The organism is Octadecabacter dasysiphoniae (assembly GCF_021532615.1).
In the GTDB taxonomy this organism is placed as follows: Bacteria; Pseudomonadota; Alphaproteobacteria; order Rhodobacterales; family Rhodobacteraceae; genus Octadecabacter; species Octadecabacter dasysiphoniae.
Window position 1 is genome coordinate 907,615 of sequence record NZ_JAKGAQ010000002.1, and the last position, 13,953, is coordinate 921,567.

Here is a 13,953-nt window from a genome sequence, read left to right on the forward strand (position 1 = left end):
GTTCCTCGGTAACGCTAGGGCAACGAGGAGAGTTTTCATGCCCGCCAATCCAATTGATCCCATCGCCCTGTCCGCAGACCTGATCCGCTGCCCCAGCGTCACACCCGTCGAAGGCGGTGCGCTGCAACTGCTGGACAAACTGCTGTCAGACGCGGGATTTGAAACCTGGCGCGTGGATCGCGGCGACACCCCGAACCTTTATGCGCGGTGGGGCCAGCGCGGTGCCAATAAATCCTTTGGCTTTAACGGCCACACCGATGTTGTGCCCGTGGGTGACGAAGCCGCCTGGACGGTTGATCCGTTTGGCGGCGAAATCCGCGACGGTATTTTGTACGGGCGCGGCGCGACAGATATGAAATCAGGCGTGGCCGCCTTTGCCGCCGCCGCCGTTGATTTCGTGCAAGACACACCACCGGACGGCGCGGTTATTCTGGCCATCACAGGCGACGAAGAAGGCCCGTCCACGGACGGTACAATCGCCCTTTTGGACTGGATGCAAACACAAGGCGAAGCGATGACCGCCTGCATCGTTGGCGAACCGACCTGCCCTGAATTTATGGGTGAAATGATCAAAGTCGGGCGGCGCGGGTCGTTGACGGCGCATTTCACCGTGACGGGTAAGCAAGGCCATTCCGCCTATCCGCACCGCGCCAACAATCCGCTGCCCGCCATGGCACGCCTGATGGACCGCCTCGCGTCGCACGAGATGGATCAAGGATCTGATCACTTTGATGCCTCGACCCTCGCGGTGGTGACGATCGACACCGGAAATCCCGCAACCAACGTCATCCCCGCATCCTGCAAATCCAGCGCAAATGTGCGGTTCAATGATCTGCACACCAGCGCGTCGGTGATCGCCTGGATGCAAAGCGAAGTGGATGCCGTCGCGGCGGAATTCGGTGTGCAAATCGACATGCCTGTGCGCGTGTCGGGTGAAAGTTTCCTGACCCCGCCGGGCGCGTTGTCCGACCTCGTCAGCGCGGCGGTTGTGGCCGAAACGGGTGTGACGCCGACACTGTCCACGACGGGCGGAACATCGGACGCACGGTTTGTTAAAGACCATTGCCCCGTCGTCGAATTCGGCCTGGTTGGCAAGACAATGCACCAAGTGGACGAATGCGTCCCTGTTGAACAGATCACCCAACTGAAAGCCGTGTATGCGCGGATATTGCGGGACTACTTCGCCTGACGGCGAAGGCGCTTGCTGCGGGCGGGGGCGCACGCTGCGCGCGCGCAAGACAGGTGGGGCGCTGCCCCCGGCCTGCGGCCTCCCCCGGAATATTTTAGAACCAAAGAAGAATGGGTCTGACGTGCAAGCCTGTGCGTGTTAGGCAAGCGGCATGATACGTATACCTGCAAAAACCGAGATCCTTGATTGGATCGCCGAAAACCCCACCAAGACCGCAAAGCGCGACATCGCAAAGGCGTTTGGCATCAAAGGTGCGGCGCGCATTGATCTGAAACGTCTGCTGCGCGAGCTGGAGGACGAGGGCAAGCTGTCAAAGCGCAAATCGTCCTATCGCGATGCCAACAAGCTGCCACCAGTTTCGGTGCTTGAGGTAACGGGCGCGGACGATGACGGTGATCTGTTTGCGCGCCCGCTGGAATGGGGCGGTGAGGGCGATGCGCCCCGCATTTTGATGGTTCTCAAACACGGTGATCCGGCGCTGGGCGCGGGGGAGCGTATTTTGGGCCGCTTGAGCGAGGTCAGTGGTGAAGACCACGCCTATCAAGGCCGCCTGATCCGCCGGATCGGCACCAATCCGTTGCGTATTCTGGGCGTGTACCGCGCGGGATCGGACGGGGGGCGTATTTTGCCCGTCGATAAGGGATCACAAAAAGAATGGACGGTGGCCGCAGGCGCCACGGATGGCGCCAAAGACGGTGAACTGGTTGAAGCGGAACAGGCCGGACCAAAGGGGCGCATGGGATTGCCATCGGCCCGCATCGTTGCGCGTCTTGGTGACCCGACGCAGCCCCGTGCCGTCAGCCTGATTGCGATCCATCAACATGGTATCCCTGATCATTTTCCCGACGCTGTCATCGCCGAGGCCGATCGCGCAATCCCGGCGGACCTGAGCGGGCGCACAGACCTGCGCCATCTGCCCCTGATTACAATCGATCCGTGGGATGCGCGTGATCACGATGATGCCTGTTGCGCAATTCCCGACGGGCAAGGTGGTTTCGCGTTGTGGGTCGCGATTGCGGACGTTGCCCATTACGTCACGCCCGGGTCTGATCTGGACCGCGAGGCGCGCAAGCGTGGCAATTCAACCTACTTCCCCGACCGCGTTGTGCCGATGCTGCCGGACCGGTTGTCGGGTGATCTGTGTTCGCTGCATGAAGGGGTCGAACGCGCCTGTATCGCCGTTGAAATGCAGGTGGACAGCGCGGGCAATAAGACATCGCACCGCTTTGTGCGTGGTCTTATGACATCGCCCGCATCGCTGAATTACGAAGAAGTGCAGGCCGCGATGGACGGCGAAATCAACGACAAAGTCGCGCCGTTGTTGGAGGACGTGATCCGCCCGCTTTATGCCTGCTACACCGCGTTGACGCTGGCGCGCGCAGATCGCCAACCGCTTGAACTGGACCTGCCGGAACGCAAAATCATCCTCAACGACGACGGCAAAGTCACCGATGTCGCCTTCAAGGATCGCCTTGATGCGCACCGTCTGATCGAAGAATTCATGGTGTTGGCCAATGTCGCCGCCGCCGAAACGCTGGTCGCCAAAAAGACGCCGCTTTTGTTCCGGGTCCACGAAGAACCGAGCACCGAAAAGATGGAGGCCCTGCGCGAAACGGCGGGGGCGGCGGGGCTGACGCTCGCCAAAGGCCAGGTCCTCAAGACCGCGCACCTCAATCGTCTGTTAAGCCAGGCGGCGGGCACGGATGATGCGGAACTGATCAACATTGCCACCCTGCGATCCATGACGCAGGCCTACTACAACCCCGAAAATTTCGGGCATTTCGGCCTCGCGTTGCAGTCTTACGCGCATTTTACATCGCCCATCCGCCGCTATTCGGACCTGATCGTGCACCGCGCGCTGGTCGCGGCCCATGGTTGGGGCAAGGATGGCCTCACGCCCGAGGATGAGGCCATGCTGGCAGACACGGCCAAAGCCATCAGCGACACCGAACGCCGCTCTATGGTGGCTGAACGCGACACCACGGATCGCTACCTTGCCGCGTTTCTGAATGAACGCGTTGGGGCCGTCATGGGCGGGCGCATCAGCGGCATCGCCAAATTCGGCGTGTTTGTAAAACTTGATGAAACGGGCGCAGACGGGATGATCCCGATCCGCAACCTCGGGTCCGAATATTTCCACTACGACGCCGACAGCCAGACATTGATGGGGTCCAACACGGGCGTCGTGATCGGCCTTGGCCTGCGCGTAACCGTAAAACTGGTTGAGGCAGCACCCGTCACCGGCGGGCTTATCGTTGATCTGGTCGAAATTGATGGCAAAGCGATGCCCCAAAGCAGTGGCGGTGCGCGGGGCAAACCACCACGCCGCAAATTCGGCAGCGCCAAGAAAAAGGCCGCAAAAACAGCACGCAAGGTGAAACGCACGCGCAAGTAATCGGGCGGAAACATGCCTTGTGCCCATCTGATTGGTTCCGAAATGGAAACACTCGCGTTAGGCTCACGTGCAAAGATGTTCTTTGGTTTAGGTGAGTAATGTTGAATTTGCGCGTCATTCTGTTGGGTGCCCTGTGCGCCGCGTCCCCTGTTTTCGCGGGGCCGATCCCGCTGGAACAACCCGTTCAGATCAATCCCTACACGCAGGTCCAGACGTCGAATGTGCGCTTCAACCGTTGGATTTCCGGCTTTCGTGACCGCGCCTTGCGGCAGGGGATTTCTGGCGCAACATTTGACGCCGCCTTTGCCAATATTTCCTATAATGACACCGTGGTTAACCGCGACCGCAACCAATCCGAATTCAGCAAAGCGCTGTGGGATTACCTTGATACCGCCGTATCGGATGCCCGCGTTCGCAACGGGCGCGCGGCCCTCGCGAACAATCTGCAATTCCTGACACAGCTTGAGGCGACCTATGGCGTGCGCAAAGAAATCATCGTCGCCATTTGGGGGCTTGAATCGGCCTATGGTGCCGTGCGCGGCAGCACCCCAACCATCGAAGCCATGGCAACGCTTGCCTATGACGCCCGTCGCGCCGACTTTTTCGAAGGTCAACTGATCGCCGCGCTGAAAATCCTTCAGGCGGGTGATACCGCGGCGCGCAACATGGTGGGGTCATGGGCGGGGGCCATGGGGCACACGCAATTCATGCCAACCTCGTTTCTGGATCATGCGGTGGATGGCAACGGCGACGGGCGGCGCGATATCTGGGGCAATGATCCCACCGATGCGCTGGCCAGCACGGCCAATTATCTGCGCGCGTTCGGGTGGTCCACGGGCCTGCCTTGGGGGGTCGAGGTCCGGCTTCCGTCAGATTTTCCCCACATCGCGGCGCGGCGTGATAATTTCCGATCCCCCAGCGAATGGGCCATCGAAGGGGTGGTGGATACGAACGGCCAACCCGTGCCCGATTATGGCCCCGCCACCATCCTTTTGCCCGGCGGCCACGAAGGCGCGGCCTTTATGGTGTTCACAAATTTCGAAGTGCTTGAGGCCTATAACACCGCCGACGCCTATGTGATCGCCGTTGGCCATCTGGCAGATCGCATCGCGGGGGGTACTGCCATTCAGGCGACGTGGCCGCGCAGCGACGGCGCCCTCAGCGGGCCGGACCGGCGTGAATTGCAGCAGCGTCTGCGCGATGCAGGGTTTGATCCCGAAGCCATCGACGGGCGCATCGGCCCGCTGACAATCGACGCGATCCGCAGGTATCAGCAGGCGAACGGATTGGTGCCCGACGGCTATGCCTCTCCGCAGCTGTTGAACCGCCTGCGTTAACGCATCAGCGCGCCTTCTTCACAGCCCTCACCGCGCATACAGGATTCGACCTGCTGCATCGCACCTGCGCGCGGGTTCGAAAATGTGTTGCCGTAACAGGGGCCGATCTCAAGAACGTATCCACTGTCGGCTTGCTGCACAAAGGCGATCATTTCCTCACCATTGGGCTCTAGCGATCCGCACCATGGGCCAGCGCATGTAAATGTGATCATCAGGTCCAGCGCCGCACCGCCGACAAACCCGTCCGCGCCAAGGTAACTGCCCGCAAACCGCGCCGGAACGCTGATTTCTTGCGGGTTGTTCATGTCCGACCCGTCCGCATTCGGCGCATCAAAGGCAAATTCGCCCATCAAGACGACATAGCTTTCTTCGGCATCTGATGCCCATTGAAACGTGCGCGCCGCGTCGGGGCGCATGCACGACAGGGCCGAAACCTGGCTGGCGCATAAAATGGCTGCGGTGGTCAGGCTCATCACGCGTTTCATCATGGTTTGGATACTCCATTTCGCCCCAACAGGGCCATCGGGCGTGTCGCGGGGCAACGCCAATATGCCGCCCCGATCACAACCATAGCCGCAGTCGCCGTTGGCACACCATGTAAGGGTCCCGTTGGCCCGGGCGATGGGCAACCTTTCGCCATCAAGTCCGCCGTTTTCATATCTTGCCTCCAAATGCCTCCAACACGGATGCGTAAACATCCCGCTTGAATGGGACGATATTGGCCAGCAATTCCTTGGGAGAAATCCACATCCACGTGGAAAATTCTTGATGGGGCTGCACGATATCAATCTGGTCATCCGTGCCCGTGAACCGCAGCAGCACCCATTTCTGTTCCTGTCCGCGATACCGGCCTTTCCAGATTTTCGGCACAATATCGTGCGGCAAATCATAGGGCAGCCATTCGGGCGTTTCGGCCTCAATCGTCACCAGATCAGGCGTGATCCCCGTTTCCTCGCCCAGTTCACGCAGCGCGGCCTCGGCCACGGTCTCACCTTCATCGATCCCGCCTTGGGGCATCTGCCACGCGTCTTTAAACCGATCCGCGCGCTGGCCGACAAACACTTTGCCGTCCGCGTTCACGATCATCAGCCCGACGCAGGGGCGATAGGGCAGCTTTGCAATTTCATCGGGGGTCATCTGTCATTCCTTCAAACAAAAACGCCGCCGAGTGTTACCCCGGCGGCGTCAATTCCCGAAAGGGGAAATTTACTGGTCGTCGGGCCCAAGTGCCGACAATCCCTTAAGAATGTCGATCGCATAGGCCAGCTGGTAATCTTCTTCGCGAAGGGCTGCGGCGTCTTCTGCACGCATCCGGTCCGCTTGGATCTGCTCGATCTCGTCCTCGGTCAGACTGTCGTTTGACAGCGATCCGCGCAGGTCCGATTCGTTGCGGATCGGGCGATCATCTTCTTCGACAACCTCGGCCGTTGGGTCAATGCGGGGCTGTTCCACGATGATGTCAGGCGAAATACCCAGCGCCTGAATGGATCGACCCGACGGCGTGTAATAGCGCGCTGTCGTCAAACGCATCGCACTGTCACCACGCAGCGGCATGACCGTTTGCACAGACCCTTTGCCGAACGAATTGGTGCCAATCACGATCGCACGGCGATGATCCTGCAACGCCCCCGCGACGATCTCGGACGCGGATGCAGACCCGCCGTTGATCAACACGACAATCGGCAGCCCTTCGGCCAAATCACCCTCGCGGGCGTTCCAGCGCTGGCCATCATCGGGGTCACGACCACGGGTCGATGTGATTTCACCAGCGTCCAAAAACGCATCCGACACCGCAATCGCCTGGTTCAGCAAACCACCAGGATTGTTGCGCAGATCAATGACAAATCCGTTGACGTTGCCGATGCCACCGGCCTCGGCCACTTGTTCGGCCAGTTGTTCTTCAAGGCTCGGGTATGTCTGATCGCTGAACGTCACAACACGCAGCACTACAGTTTCACCCTCAACACGGCTGCGCACTGCCGTCAGTTTGATCGTGTCGCGGATAATCGACACATCAAACGGCTGATCCACACCGTCGCGCACCACAGAGATGATGATCTCGGATCCAACAGGCCCGCGCATCAGCTCAACCGCTTCGTCCAGCGTCAGCCCCAGCAGGTTTTCACCGTCAACAGCGGTGATGAAATCACCCGATGCAATACCCGCTTCGGCGGCTGGCGTGCCATCGATGGGCGACACAACCTTGATGAAACCTTCTTCCTGCGTGACCTCGATCCCAAGCCCGCCAAATTCACCGCGCGTCGCTTCGCGCATTTCCGCGGCGTCCTCGGGCGACAGATAGCTTGAATGCGGATCAAGGGATGTCAGCATCCCGTCAATCGCGGCCTCGATCAGTGCGGCCTCGTCCACGTCCTCAACATATTGGGCGCGGATACGCTCAAAAATGTCACCAAACAGGTCAAGCTGCTCATACACGGATGCATTGTTTTCGGCTTCCTGCGCGATCAGCGGGCCTGCGACTTGCGTGGTGGCAATCGCTCCCAACAAAATCCCGCCCGTGGCGGCCATTGCAAATTTTTTCATCTACTCAATTCCCATTTATGTCTTACGCGCGTGGCCTTCACTGAAAAGCAAACCAGTCGGCGGGGTTCACGGCACTCTGCCTGTCTCTGACCTCAAGATAAAGCGTTTCGGTGCGCTGTCCGGCGGAACCCTGCGCGCTTTCGTTCAAAATCGCTTGAGCTTGCGTGATATTCCCGCCCATCAGCCCGATCGGCGTCCCATCTGGGACAATCTGCCCCACCTCTCCAAATGCTTCGGCCATGCCCGCAATCACCCACAACGTGTCCGCTGCGGGTTCCAGAATAACCACTGTGCCATAGTCCAACAAAGGCCCCGCATAGCGGATCGTGGCGGAAACAGGCGTTGTGACCAGCGCGCGCGGGCGGGTGGCGATCAGAATGCCGGGGCGGATAATGCCCGCTGCATCCGGTTCTTGGAACTGGCGGATAACCTGCCCCCCCACAGGCAGCGGAATTGCGCCTTTGACGGTGCTGGCATCCGGCCCGACGCTGGCCTCACTGTCCACCAACCCGGTCGCAAACGCCTCAAGCGTTTCTGAACTGGCCAGCAACAATGCCGTCTGCACCGCATCTTCGGCAAAGCGTTGGGGCAGGTCGGTGCGGTCTGAAATCGCTGCACTCAGCGCGGCGCGCGCCGATTGCGCGCCCTCCAGCCCGTCTTCCAAAATCGTAAGGGCATCGGTCTGCAAATCCCGCAGGATCGCGACCTCTTCAAGCTGCACACGCAACGCAGTGACTTGGTCCTGCAACGCGGGCGTGACCTCGGCCAGCATCATGCCGGACCGCGCCGTGCCCGTCGGCCCGCTGGGATGCAGCAGCAAAATCGGCGCGGGCGCGCGCCCCATGGTTTGCAACACGCCCAACAGGCGCGCCACATCTTCAGATCGCGCATTCAAATCCGTTTCCAATGTCCGTTGGCGAATGGCCGCGCGGCGCAATCCATCGCGCAGGGCCGCCAATCCGCTCTCGTAGGCTTGTACCGTTTCGGTCAGCGCCTCGACCCGATCAGACCGCCCCGATGCTGCATCCAATGCGGCCTGCGCGTCTTGCAAACGCACCGCCGCGTCTTGGGCTGCATCGGCAGGCGATTGCGCCCAGACAGGCCCGGCCAACAGGGCGCATATGAACGCCAGTACCCTCACCTGATCAGGCTCTGACCCGTCATTTCAGGCGGCAATTCCAGCCCCATCAGGCCCAGCAACGTCGGTGCCAAATCGGCCAAACGTCCATTTTGCAACGTCGCGCCCGCAGGCCCACCAACCAGCGCGACAGGCACCGGATTGGTCGTATGCGCCGTGTGCGGCCCGCCTGTTTCGGGATCAATCATCGTTTCGCAATTGCCGTGATCCGCGGTGACGATCATGGCCCCGCCCGCCGCCTCAAGCGCATTCAACACACGGCCCAATCCCGCGTCCACCGCCTCACAGGCTTTCACCGCCGCACCGATATCACCGGTATGTCCGACCATGTCGGGGTTCGCGTAATTACACACGATCAGATCGTACCCGTCCTTGATCGCACCCACAAAGGCCTCCGTGACCTCAGCAGCGGACATTTCCGGCTGTAAATCATAGGTCGCGACCTTGGGGGACGGCGCCATATAACGATCCTCACCGTCCTCTGGCACCTCGATCCCACCATTCAGGAAAAACGTCACATGGGGGTACTTTTCGGTCTCCGCCACACGAAACTGGCGCAACCCGTGCTGCGCAACCCACGCCCCCAGCGTGTTCTTGATCTCCTGTTTCGGATAGCACGTTGTCATATACGCATTGTGGCTGTCCGAATAATTCACCATCCCCAGCAGGGCCAAATCGGGCCGCTTTCCAGCGTCAAATCCATCAAACTCAGGGGCACCCATCGCCGCCAAAATCTCGCGCGCACGGTCGGCGCGGAAATTCAAACAGAACACCCCGTCGCCGTCCGTCATGCCCGCATAATCACCCAGCACCGTCGCGGGGATAAACTCGTCCGTGATGCCTTCGCCGTAGGCTGCCTCAATCACCTCAACCGCATCGCCACCTTTCGGGCCACTGCCATCAACCATCGCACGGTACGCGGTTTCCACCCGCTCCCACCGGTTGTCACGATCCATGGCATAGTAGCGCCCCGTCACCGTACCAATCCGCACACCGTCCGGCATCCCGCCGATCAATTCACGCAGGAAATCCGCACCCGACTTCGGCGCAACGTCGCGCCCATCAGTGATCGCGTGCAGCACAACGTCCAACCCACGATCCGCCAACGCCCTTAGCGCCGCCTGAATATGCACGATATGCCCATGCACGCCGCCGTCACTGACAAGCCCCATAACATGCGCCACACCGCCCGATGCCTTCAGCCCCTCCGCCCAAGCCACCAACGCACCATTGTCAAAAAACGATCCATCCTCGATCGCCAGATCAATCGCACCAAGGTCCATCGCCACAACGCGACCCGCACCGATATTGGTGTGCCCGACCTCCGAATTGCCCATCTGCCCGCGTGGCAATCCCACGTCCGGCCCATGGGTGATCAGCTCGGCCACAGGCCCGCCCATCACACGATCATAATTGGGGGTATCGGCCAACAATGGCGCATTGCCCGCCGTTTCGGCGCGCTTGCCCCAACCATCAAGAATACAAAGAACGACAGGTTTCGGAACGCTCATTTTGATCCCCTTTAAGCTCGGGCTCTTCTAACCCACCTTGACGAAGACGCAAACCGCCCCGTCTTCATCTAGGCCAAAAAACTCAGATCCTACACGCGATGATAGGGCGCCCCCGCCAGAATGCTGGCTGCGCGATACAGCTGTTCGGCCAACATCACCCGCACCAACATATGCGGCCAGACCATTTTGCCAAAACTCAGCGCCCCGTCACACCGCGCCCGCAACGCAGGGTCAATCCCGTCCGCACCGCCAATGATAAATGCTAAATCACTGCGCCCGTCGTCGCGCCACTTTGCCAAATCCTGGGAAAAATCCGGTGATGTCTTCACCTTACCGCGCTCGTCCAGCGCAATCACCGCGGCCCCGCTCGGCAATGCCTTTTCCAACAACGCCGCCTCTGCGGCCATGCCGCCGCCCTTGCGGTCCTCGACTTCGCGCACGTCAACAGGGCCAAGCCCAAGGGCCCGACCCGTCCGGTCAAATCGCGTTAGATAATCGTCAATCAGGTCGCGTTCCGGGCCAGCCCGCAGGCGGCCCACGACGCACAGCGTAACCCGCATCAGGTTGCCTCGGCGGCCTCACCGGGGTTCAACCACATCTTTTCAAGCTGATAGAATTCACGCACTTCGGGGCGGAACACGTGGACGATAACATCGCCCGTGTCGATCAAAACCCAATCGCCGGATGCCTTGCCTTCGACCTTCGACAAAATGCCGAATGTCTGCTTCAGGGTATCCGTCAGCTTTTCGGCCAACGCGCCAACCTGACGTGTTGATCGGCCAGACGCGATCACCATGTAATCGCCCATTTCCGATTTGCCGCGCAGATCGATCTGCACGATGTCTTCGGCTTTGTTTTCATCTAAAGATTTGAGTACAGCCGCCAATGTGCTGTCAGCATTCGGGGCTTGCACGCTCATTGCGCGGATCCCGGAATTGGCAGGGGTGCCTGCCGTTGAAGTAAGAGACAGATCATTGTCCTCCTAAGGAATCGCCGTCAAAACCCCGGCGCTGGGAATATCTCAATCTAACAAGCGGTCCGTCAGAGTTCAATCGATCCCATGTCACGGGTCCGCACACATATCCAGTTCATTCAAGGCCTCTGCTTCAATCACCTCTGTGACGCGGCTATTGCGCACCAATGGCAGCAACGGGGCGTCCTGTGCCAGCCTTATAAATATGGAAAACCGCAGGTCGTCAGGCAGCGGGTCCTGCGTGGTGCGGCAGAAGTCCAGATTGACCCCGACAGACAGCGCATTGTCGCCCGTTGCCTGCCATGTTGCGGCGTCTTTCTGAATGGCGCGGATGTCCTCGACTGCGTTTTGCGGGATGCGGTACACCCTGTGCCCGTCCGGCGTTGTGGTTTCCAGCAGCGTGTATTCGCCGCCCGACACATCGCCGGTTTCACCACGTGTGGCAGTAAACTGAAATTCGGTGCTGTTTTTGACCAATCCCAACGGGTCCGGAATATCCAGCGCGACCTCGAAACCAGCGGGGTCGGCGGTCATCGGGTCCAGATCATCAAGCGCGACAACCGTCGACATCACAAGGCTGGTACACCCCATCAAAGGGGCAAAGATAAACAAAGGTAGCATACGCATGTCGATTCTCCATTGACGAACATTGTTTAATGTAAAACAATAAACATTACAGAATAGCAAGAAGGAAAATCAGATGTCCGAAACCCGTCTCCCCAAAATCGCGACCGCCTTGCACGCCCTATCGATTGTGGCCTTGGCGTTGTTCCCCGCTCTCTTTTTGCTGGCGCTAAGTCTTCCGGCGCTCGGGATGCTCGATATATCCGACTTCACCGACATACCCCGCGATGAATGGCCCGTGATGACGTGGATCGGCCTGTTTGTGGGGTTGATTCCGGCGGTGTTCTTGTGGCTGGCCGTCAACGCCATGCGCCGCCTGTTCGCGCTGTATCAAAAGGGTGATCCACTGGCCCCGCAGGCTGGCCCGTTGATCAAATCCATCGGATCAAACCTGTTCATCTCGGCCCTCGCCGCGATTGCTGTGGTGCCGGTTCAATCCGGGCTCATGTCATTGGCCAATCCGGTGGGCGAACGCCAAATTTCGGTTTCCCTGAACAGCAGCACCTTGGGTTTTGTTCTTGTGTCGGGCTTGTTGCTTTTGATCGGGTGGTCCATGTCAGAAGCCACCAGACTGGCCGCCGAGAACAAGGAATTCATCTGATGGAAATTATCGTCCGCCTTGATGTGATGATGGCACGGCGCAAGGTCAGGGGGCGTGATCTGGCCGCGCAAATTGGAATCACCGAACAGAACCTCAGCTTGTTGAAGTCCGGTAAGGTCAAAGGCATCCGTTTTGAAACACTGGCAAAAATCTGCGCCGCGCTCGATTGTCAGCCCGCCGACCTGCTTGAGGCGGTCTAGTCCAGCGCCTTGGTGCCCAGCTGTGATCCCTCGATCATCTTCACCTCGCGTTGCGGGAACGGAATGCTGATCCCGTTTTCCGCGAATGCATCCCACAACGCCAGATACACATTGCCGCGAATGTTGGTCAGTCCGCCGGTCGGATCCTTGATCCAGAACCGCAGGATGTAATCGACCGAACTGTCCCCGAACCCGACGATGTGGCACACAGGCGGGCGGAATTCCAAAACGCGGTCCACACTGGCCGCCGCCGCAATCGCCAGCTTGCGCACCTCGTGGGGATTGTCGCCATACGCCGTGCCAAAATAAATATCGAGCCGCACAAAATCGTTGGAATGGGACCAGTTCACCACCTGCGTCGTGATCAGGTCTTCGTTGGGAATCAGATATTCCCGCCCGTCGCGCGTGGTGATGCTCACGTACCGCGCGCCCAGTGAATTGATCCAACCGAACGTCTCACCAACGGTAATCACATCGCCGGGTTTAATCGATTTATCCAGCAGGATGATGATGCCCGACACAAGGTTCGACACGACCTTTTGCAAACCAAAACCAAGGCCGACACCAATCGCACCCGACAGCACCGCAAGCCCCGTCAGATCAAACCCGACGGCCCGCAACCCGATAAAGAACGCGGCACCATACAGCACAACTTGCAGGAACTTGACGACAAGAACCCGCATCGACGGGCTGATATCTTCGTTGGCTTGCACCCGCACCGCCGTTTGATGGGACACAAACCGCGCCGCCATAAAGAACACCGACAGGATAAACGCACCCTGCACCACGACCCATAACGACAGCCGGAAACTGCCCATCTCGAACGCGGCGGCGTCCAGCACTTCAACGGTTTGATCCGTCAGGCCAAGAATGCGCAGCGTGATCCACGCCCAGGCCCCGTACCGCACAATCGTGCGTACAAACGGGTTGCCGATCAGGCGGGTGGCGAACGTCACAATCAGCCACGCCAGCGCAAGGTTGGCAACAATGCCAATCAGATAAGACCGCGACCCCCAGGTGATTTCGCGCATCACCATCAGCACAAGCCAGATCAGCGTGACAAACATGATCCCGCGCAGGCGTTTGTGAATGACCAAAAGCCATCGCAACCGCCACTTTGGCCACCCTTCGCGGGTGCGCATCCAACCGTGAAGCCGCGGCGCAAGGATCTTCGCGATCACATGCGACGTCACCCCGATCGCAAGGATAATTGCCAGCTGGTACGCGCTCCAGGGGCGCATCAACCCTTCAAGAAAAGAAAGAATCTGCACCCAAATGCCAAACGCCATATCAGCCAGCGCCGTTGCCTGTTCTGTCAGATCCGGGGTGGGTTCGGTTTCCATGATGCTCCTGCTTTGGATCAATCATGGGGCGGATGGCGGCTTAGGGCAAGTCGATGCAAAAGCGCGGGTTCGGTTTGTTCGGGCCAACCGCAGGGGGC

General features: G+C 59.5%; 14 protein-coding genes. 5 read left to right on the forward strand and 9 right to left on the reverse strand.

Going from position 1 to position 13,953, the window contains the following annotated elements:
• Positions 1 to 37 precede the first annotated feature (37 nt).
• The 3 genes from dapE to L0664_RS11420 all read left to right on the forward strand — a co-directional run bounded on the left by dapE (position 38) and on the right by L0664_RS11420 (position 4,921).
• On the forward strand, positions 38 to 1,189 hold the full coding sequence (dapE, locus tag L0664_RS11410) for a succinyl-diaminopimelate desuccinylase (protein ID WP_235225976.1): 1,152 nt from the start codon (positions 38 to 40) through the stop codon (positions 1,187 to 1,189).
• Positions 1,190 to 1,340: 151 nt separating this feature from the next.
• On the forward strand, positions 1,341 to 3,584 hold the full coding sequence (rnr, locus tag L0664_RS11415) for a ribonuclease R (RefSeq protein WP_235225977.1): 2,244 nt from the start codon (positions 1,341 to 1,343) through the stop codon (positions 3,582 to 3,584).
• A gap of 98 nt (positions 3,585 to 3,682) precedes the next feature.
• Positions 3,683 to 4,921, forward strand: a complete 1,239-nt coding sequence (locus tag L0664_RS11420) for a lytic murein transglycosylase (protein WP_235225978.1) — start codon at positions 3,683 to 3,685, stop codon at positions 4,919 to 4,921.
• Here the strand turns inward: L0664_RS11420 and L0664_RS11425 are convergent.
• The 8 genes from L0664_RS11425 to L0664_RS11460 form a co-directional block, all read right to left on the reverse strand.
• Complete coding sequence (locus tag L0664_RS11425) at positions 4,918 to 5,409, reverse strand: hypothetical protein (protein ID WP_235225979.1); 492 nt, start codon at positions 5,407 to 5,409, stop codon at positions 4,918 to 4,920. The two genes, L0664_RS11420 and L0664_RS11425, sit on opposite strands and share 4 nt — an antisense overlap.
• 166 nt (positions 5,410 to 5,575) lie before the next feature.
• Positions 5,576 to 6,058 carry an RNA pyrophosphohydrolase gene (locus L0664_RS11430; RefSeq protein WP_235225980.1) on the reverse strand — a complete coding sequence of 161 codons (483 nt, stop codon included), beginning with the start codon at positions 6,056 to 6,058 and terminating at the stop codon, positions 5,576 to 5,578.
• Positions 6,059 to 6,127: 69 nt separating this feature from the next.
• Entirely contained in the window at positions 6,128 to 7,465 is a 1,338-nt protein-coding gene (locus L0664_RS11435; protein ID WP_235225981.1) for a S41 family peptidase, read from the reverse strand.
• Between the two features lie 37 nt (positions 7,466 to 7,502).
• On the reverse strand, positions 7,503 to 8,606 hold the full coding sequence (locus L0664_RS11440; RefSeq protein WP_235225982.1) for a murein hydrolase activator EnvC family protein: 1,104 nt from the start codon (positions 8,604 to 8,606) through the stop codon (positions 7,503 to 7,505).
• Positions 8,603 to 10,114, reverse strand: a complete 1,512-nt coding sequence (gpmI, locus tag L0664_RS11445; protein WP_235225983.1) for a 2,3-bisphosphoglycerate-independent phosphoglycerate mutase — start codon at positions 10,112 to 10,114, stop codon at positions 8,603 to 8,605. Before gpmI ends, L0664_RS11440 begins: the two co-directional genes overlap by 4 nt.
• 89 nt (positions 10,115 to 10,203) lie before the next feature.
• A complete protein-coding gene (rlmH, locus tag L0664_RS11450; RefSeq protein WP_235225984.1) occupies positions 10,204 to 10,674 on the reverse strand; it encodes a 23S rRNA (pseudouridine(1915)-N(3))-methyltransferase RlmH in 471 nt (156 codons plus the stop codon).
• Positions 10,674 to 11,084, reverse strand: a complete 411-nt coding sequence (gene rsfS / locus L0664_RS11455; RefSeq protein WP_336247105.1) for a ribosome silencing factor — start codon at positions 11,082 to 11,084, stop codon at positions 10,674 to 10,676. The genes rlmH and rsfS overlap by 1 nt, the downstream gene beginning before the upstream one ends.
• Positions 11,085 to 11,177: 93 nt before the next feature.
• The gene (locus tag L0664_RS11460; protein ID WP_235225986.1) at positions 11,178 to 11,714 is read right to left on the reverse strand and encodes a hypothetical protein; all 537 of its coding nucleotides are present in this window, start codon (positions 11,712 to 11,714) and stop codon (positions 11,178 to 11,180) included.
• A gap of 73 nt (positions 11,715 to 11,787) precedes the next feature.
• On the opposite strand from L0664_RS11460, the gene L0664_RS11465 reads away from it, so the two are divergent.
• Positions 11,788 to 12,312 (forward strand): hypothetical protein, encoded by a 525-nt coding sequence (locus L0664_RS11465; protein WP_235225987.1) that lies wholly within the window; start codon positions 11,788 to 11,790, stop codon positions 12,310 to 12,312.
• Complete coding sequence (locus tag L0664_RS11470) at positions 12,312 to 12,512, forward strand: helix-turn-helix domain-containing protein (RefSeq protein WP_235225988.1); 201 nt, start codon at positions 12,312 to 12,314, stop codon at positions 12,510 to 12,512. The genes L0664_RS11465 and L0664_RS11470 overlap by 1 nt, the downstream gene beginning before the upstream one ends.
• Here the strand turns inward: L0664_RS11470 and L0664_RS11475 are convergent.
• Entirely contained in the window at positions 12,509 to 13,855 is a 1,347-nt protein-coding gene (locus L0664_RS11475) for a mechanosensitive ion channel family protein (RefSeq protein ID WP_235225989.1), read from the reverse strand. The two genes, L0664_RS11470 and L0664_RS11475, sit on opposite strands and share 4 nt — an antisense overlap.
• Positions 13,856 to 13,953 lie beyond the last annotated feature (98 nt).

Bases quoted from the DNA above. Each gene is read 5' to 3' on its own strand.
- L0664_RS11465 (WP_235225987.1), top strand. From the start codon at position 11,788: ATGTCCGAAACCCGTCTCCCCAAAATCGCGACCGCCTTGCACGCCCTA.
- L0664_RS11460 (WP_235225986.1), bottom strand. From the start codon at position 11,714: ATGCGTATGCTACCTTTGTTTATCTTTGCCCCTTTGATGGGGTGTACC.
- L0664_RS11435 (WP_235225981.1), bottom strand. From the start codon at position 7,465: ATGAAAAAATTTGCAATGGCCGCCACGGGCGGGATTTTGTTGGGAGCG.
- L0664_RS11420 (WP_235225978.1), top strand. From the start codon at position 3,683: ATGTTGAATTTGCGCGTCATTCTGTTGGGTGCCCTGTGCGCCGCGTCC.
- rlmH (WP_235225984.1), bottom strand. From the start codon at position 10,674: ATGCGGGTTACGCTGTGCGTCGTGGGCCGCCTGCGGGCTGGCCCGGAA.
- L0664_RS11475 (WP_235225989.1), bottom strand. From the start codon at position 13,855: ATGGAAACCGAACCCACCCCGGATCTGACAGAACAGGCAACGGCGCTG.
- rnr (WP_235225977.1), top strand. From the start codon at position 1,341: ATGATACGTATACCTGCAAAAACCGAGATCCTTGATTGGATCGCCGAA.
- L0664_RS11425 (WP_235225979.1), bottom strand. From the start codon at position 5,409: ATGATGAAACGCGTGATGAGCCTGACCACCGCAGCCATTTTATGCGCC.
- gpmI (WP_235225983.1), bottom strand. From the start codon at position 10,114: ATGAGCGTTCCGAAACCTGTCGTTCTTTGTATTCTTGATGGTTGGGGC.
- dapE (WP_235225976.1), top strand. From the start codon at position 38: ATGCCCGCCAATCCAATTGATCCCATCGCCCTGTCCGCAGACCTGATC.
- L0664_RS11430 (WP_235225980.1), bottom strand. From the start codon at position 6,058: ATGACCCCCGATGAAATTGCAAAGCTGCCCTATCGCCCCTGCGTCGGG.
- L0664_RS11470 (WP_235225988.1), top strand. From the start codon at position 12,312: ATGGAAATTATCGTCCGCCTTGATGTGATGATGGCACGGCGCAAGGTC.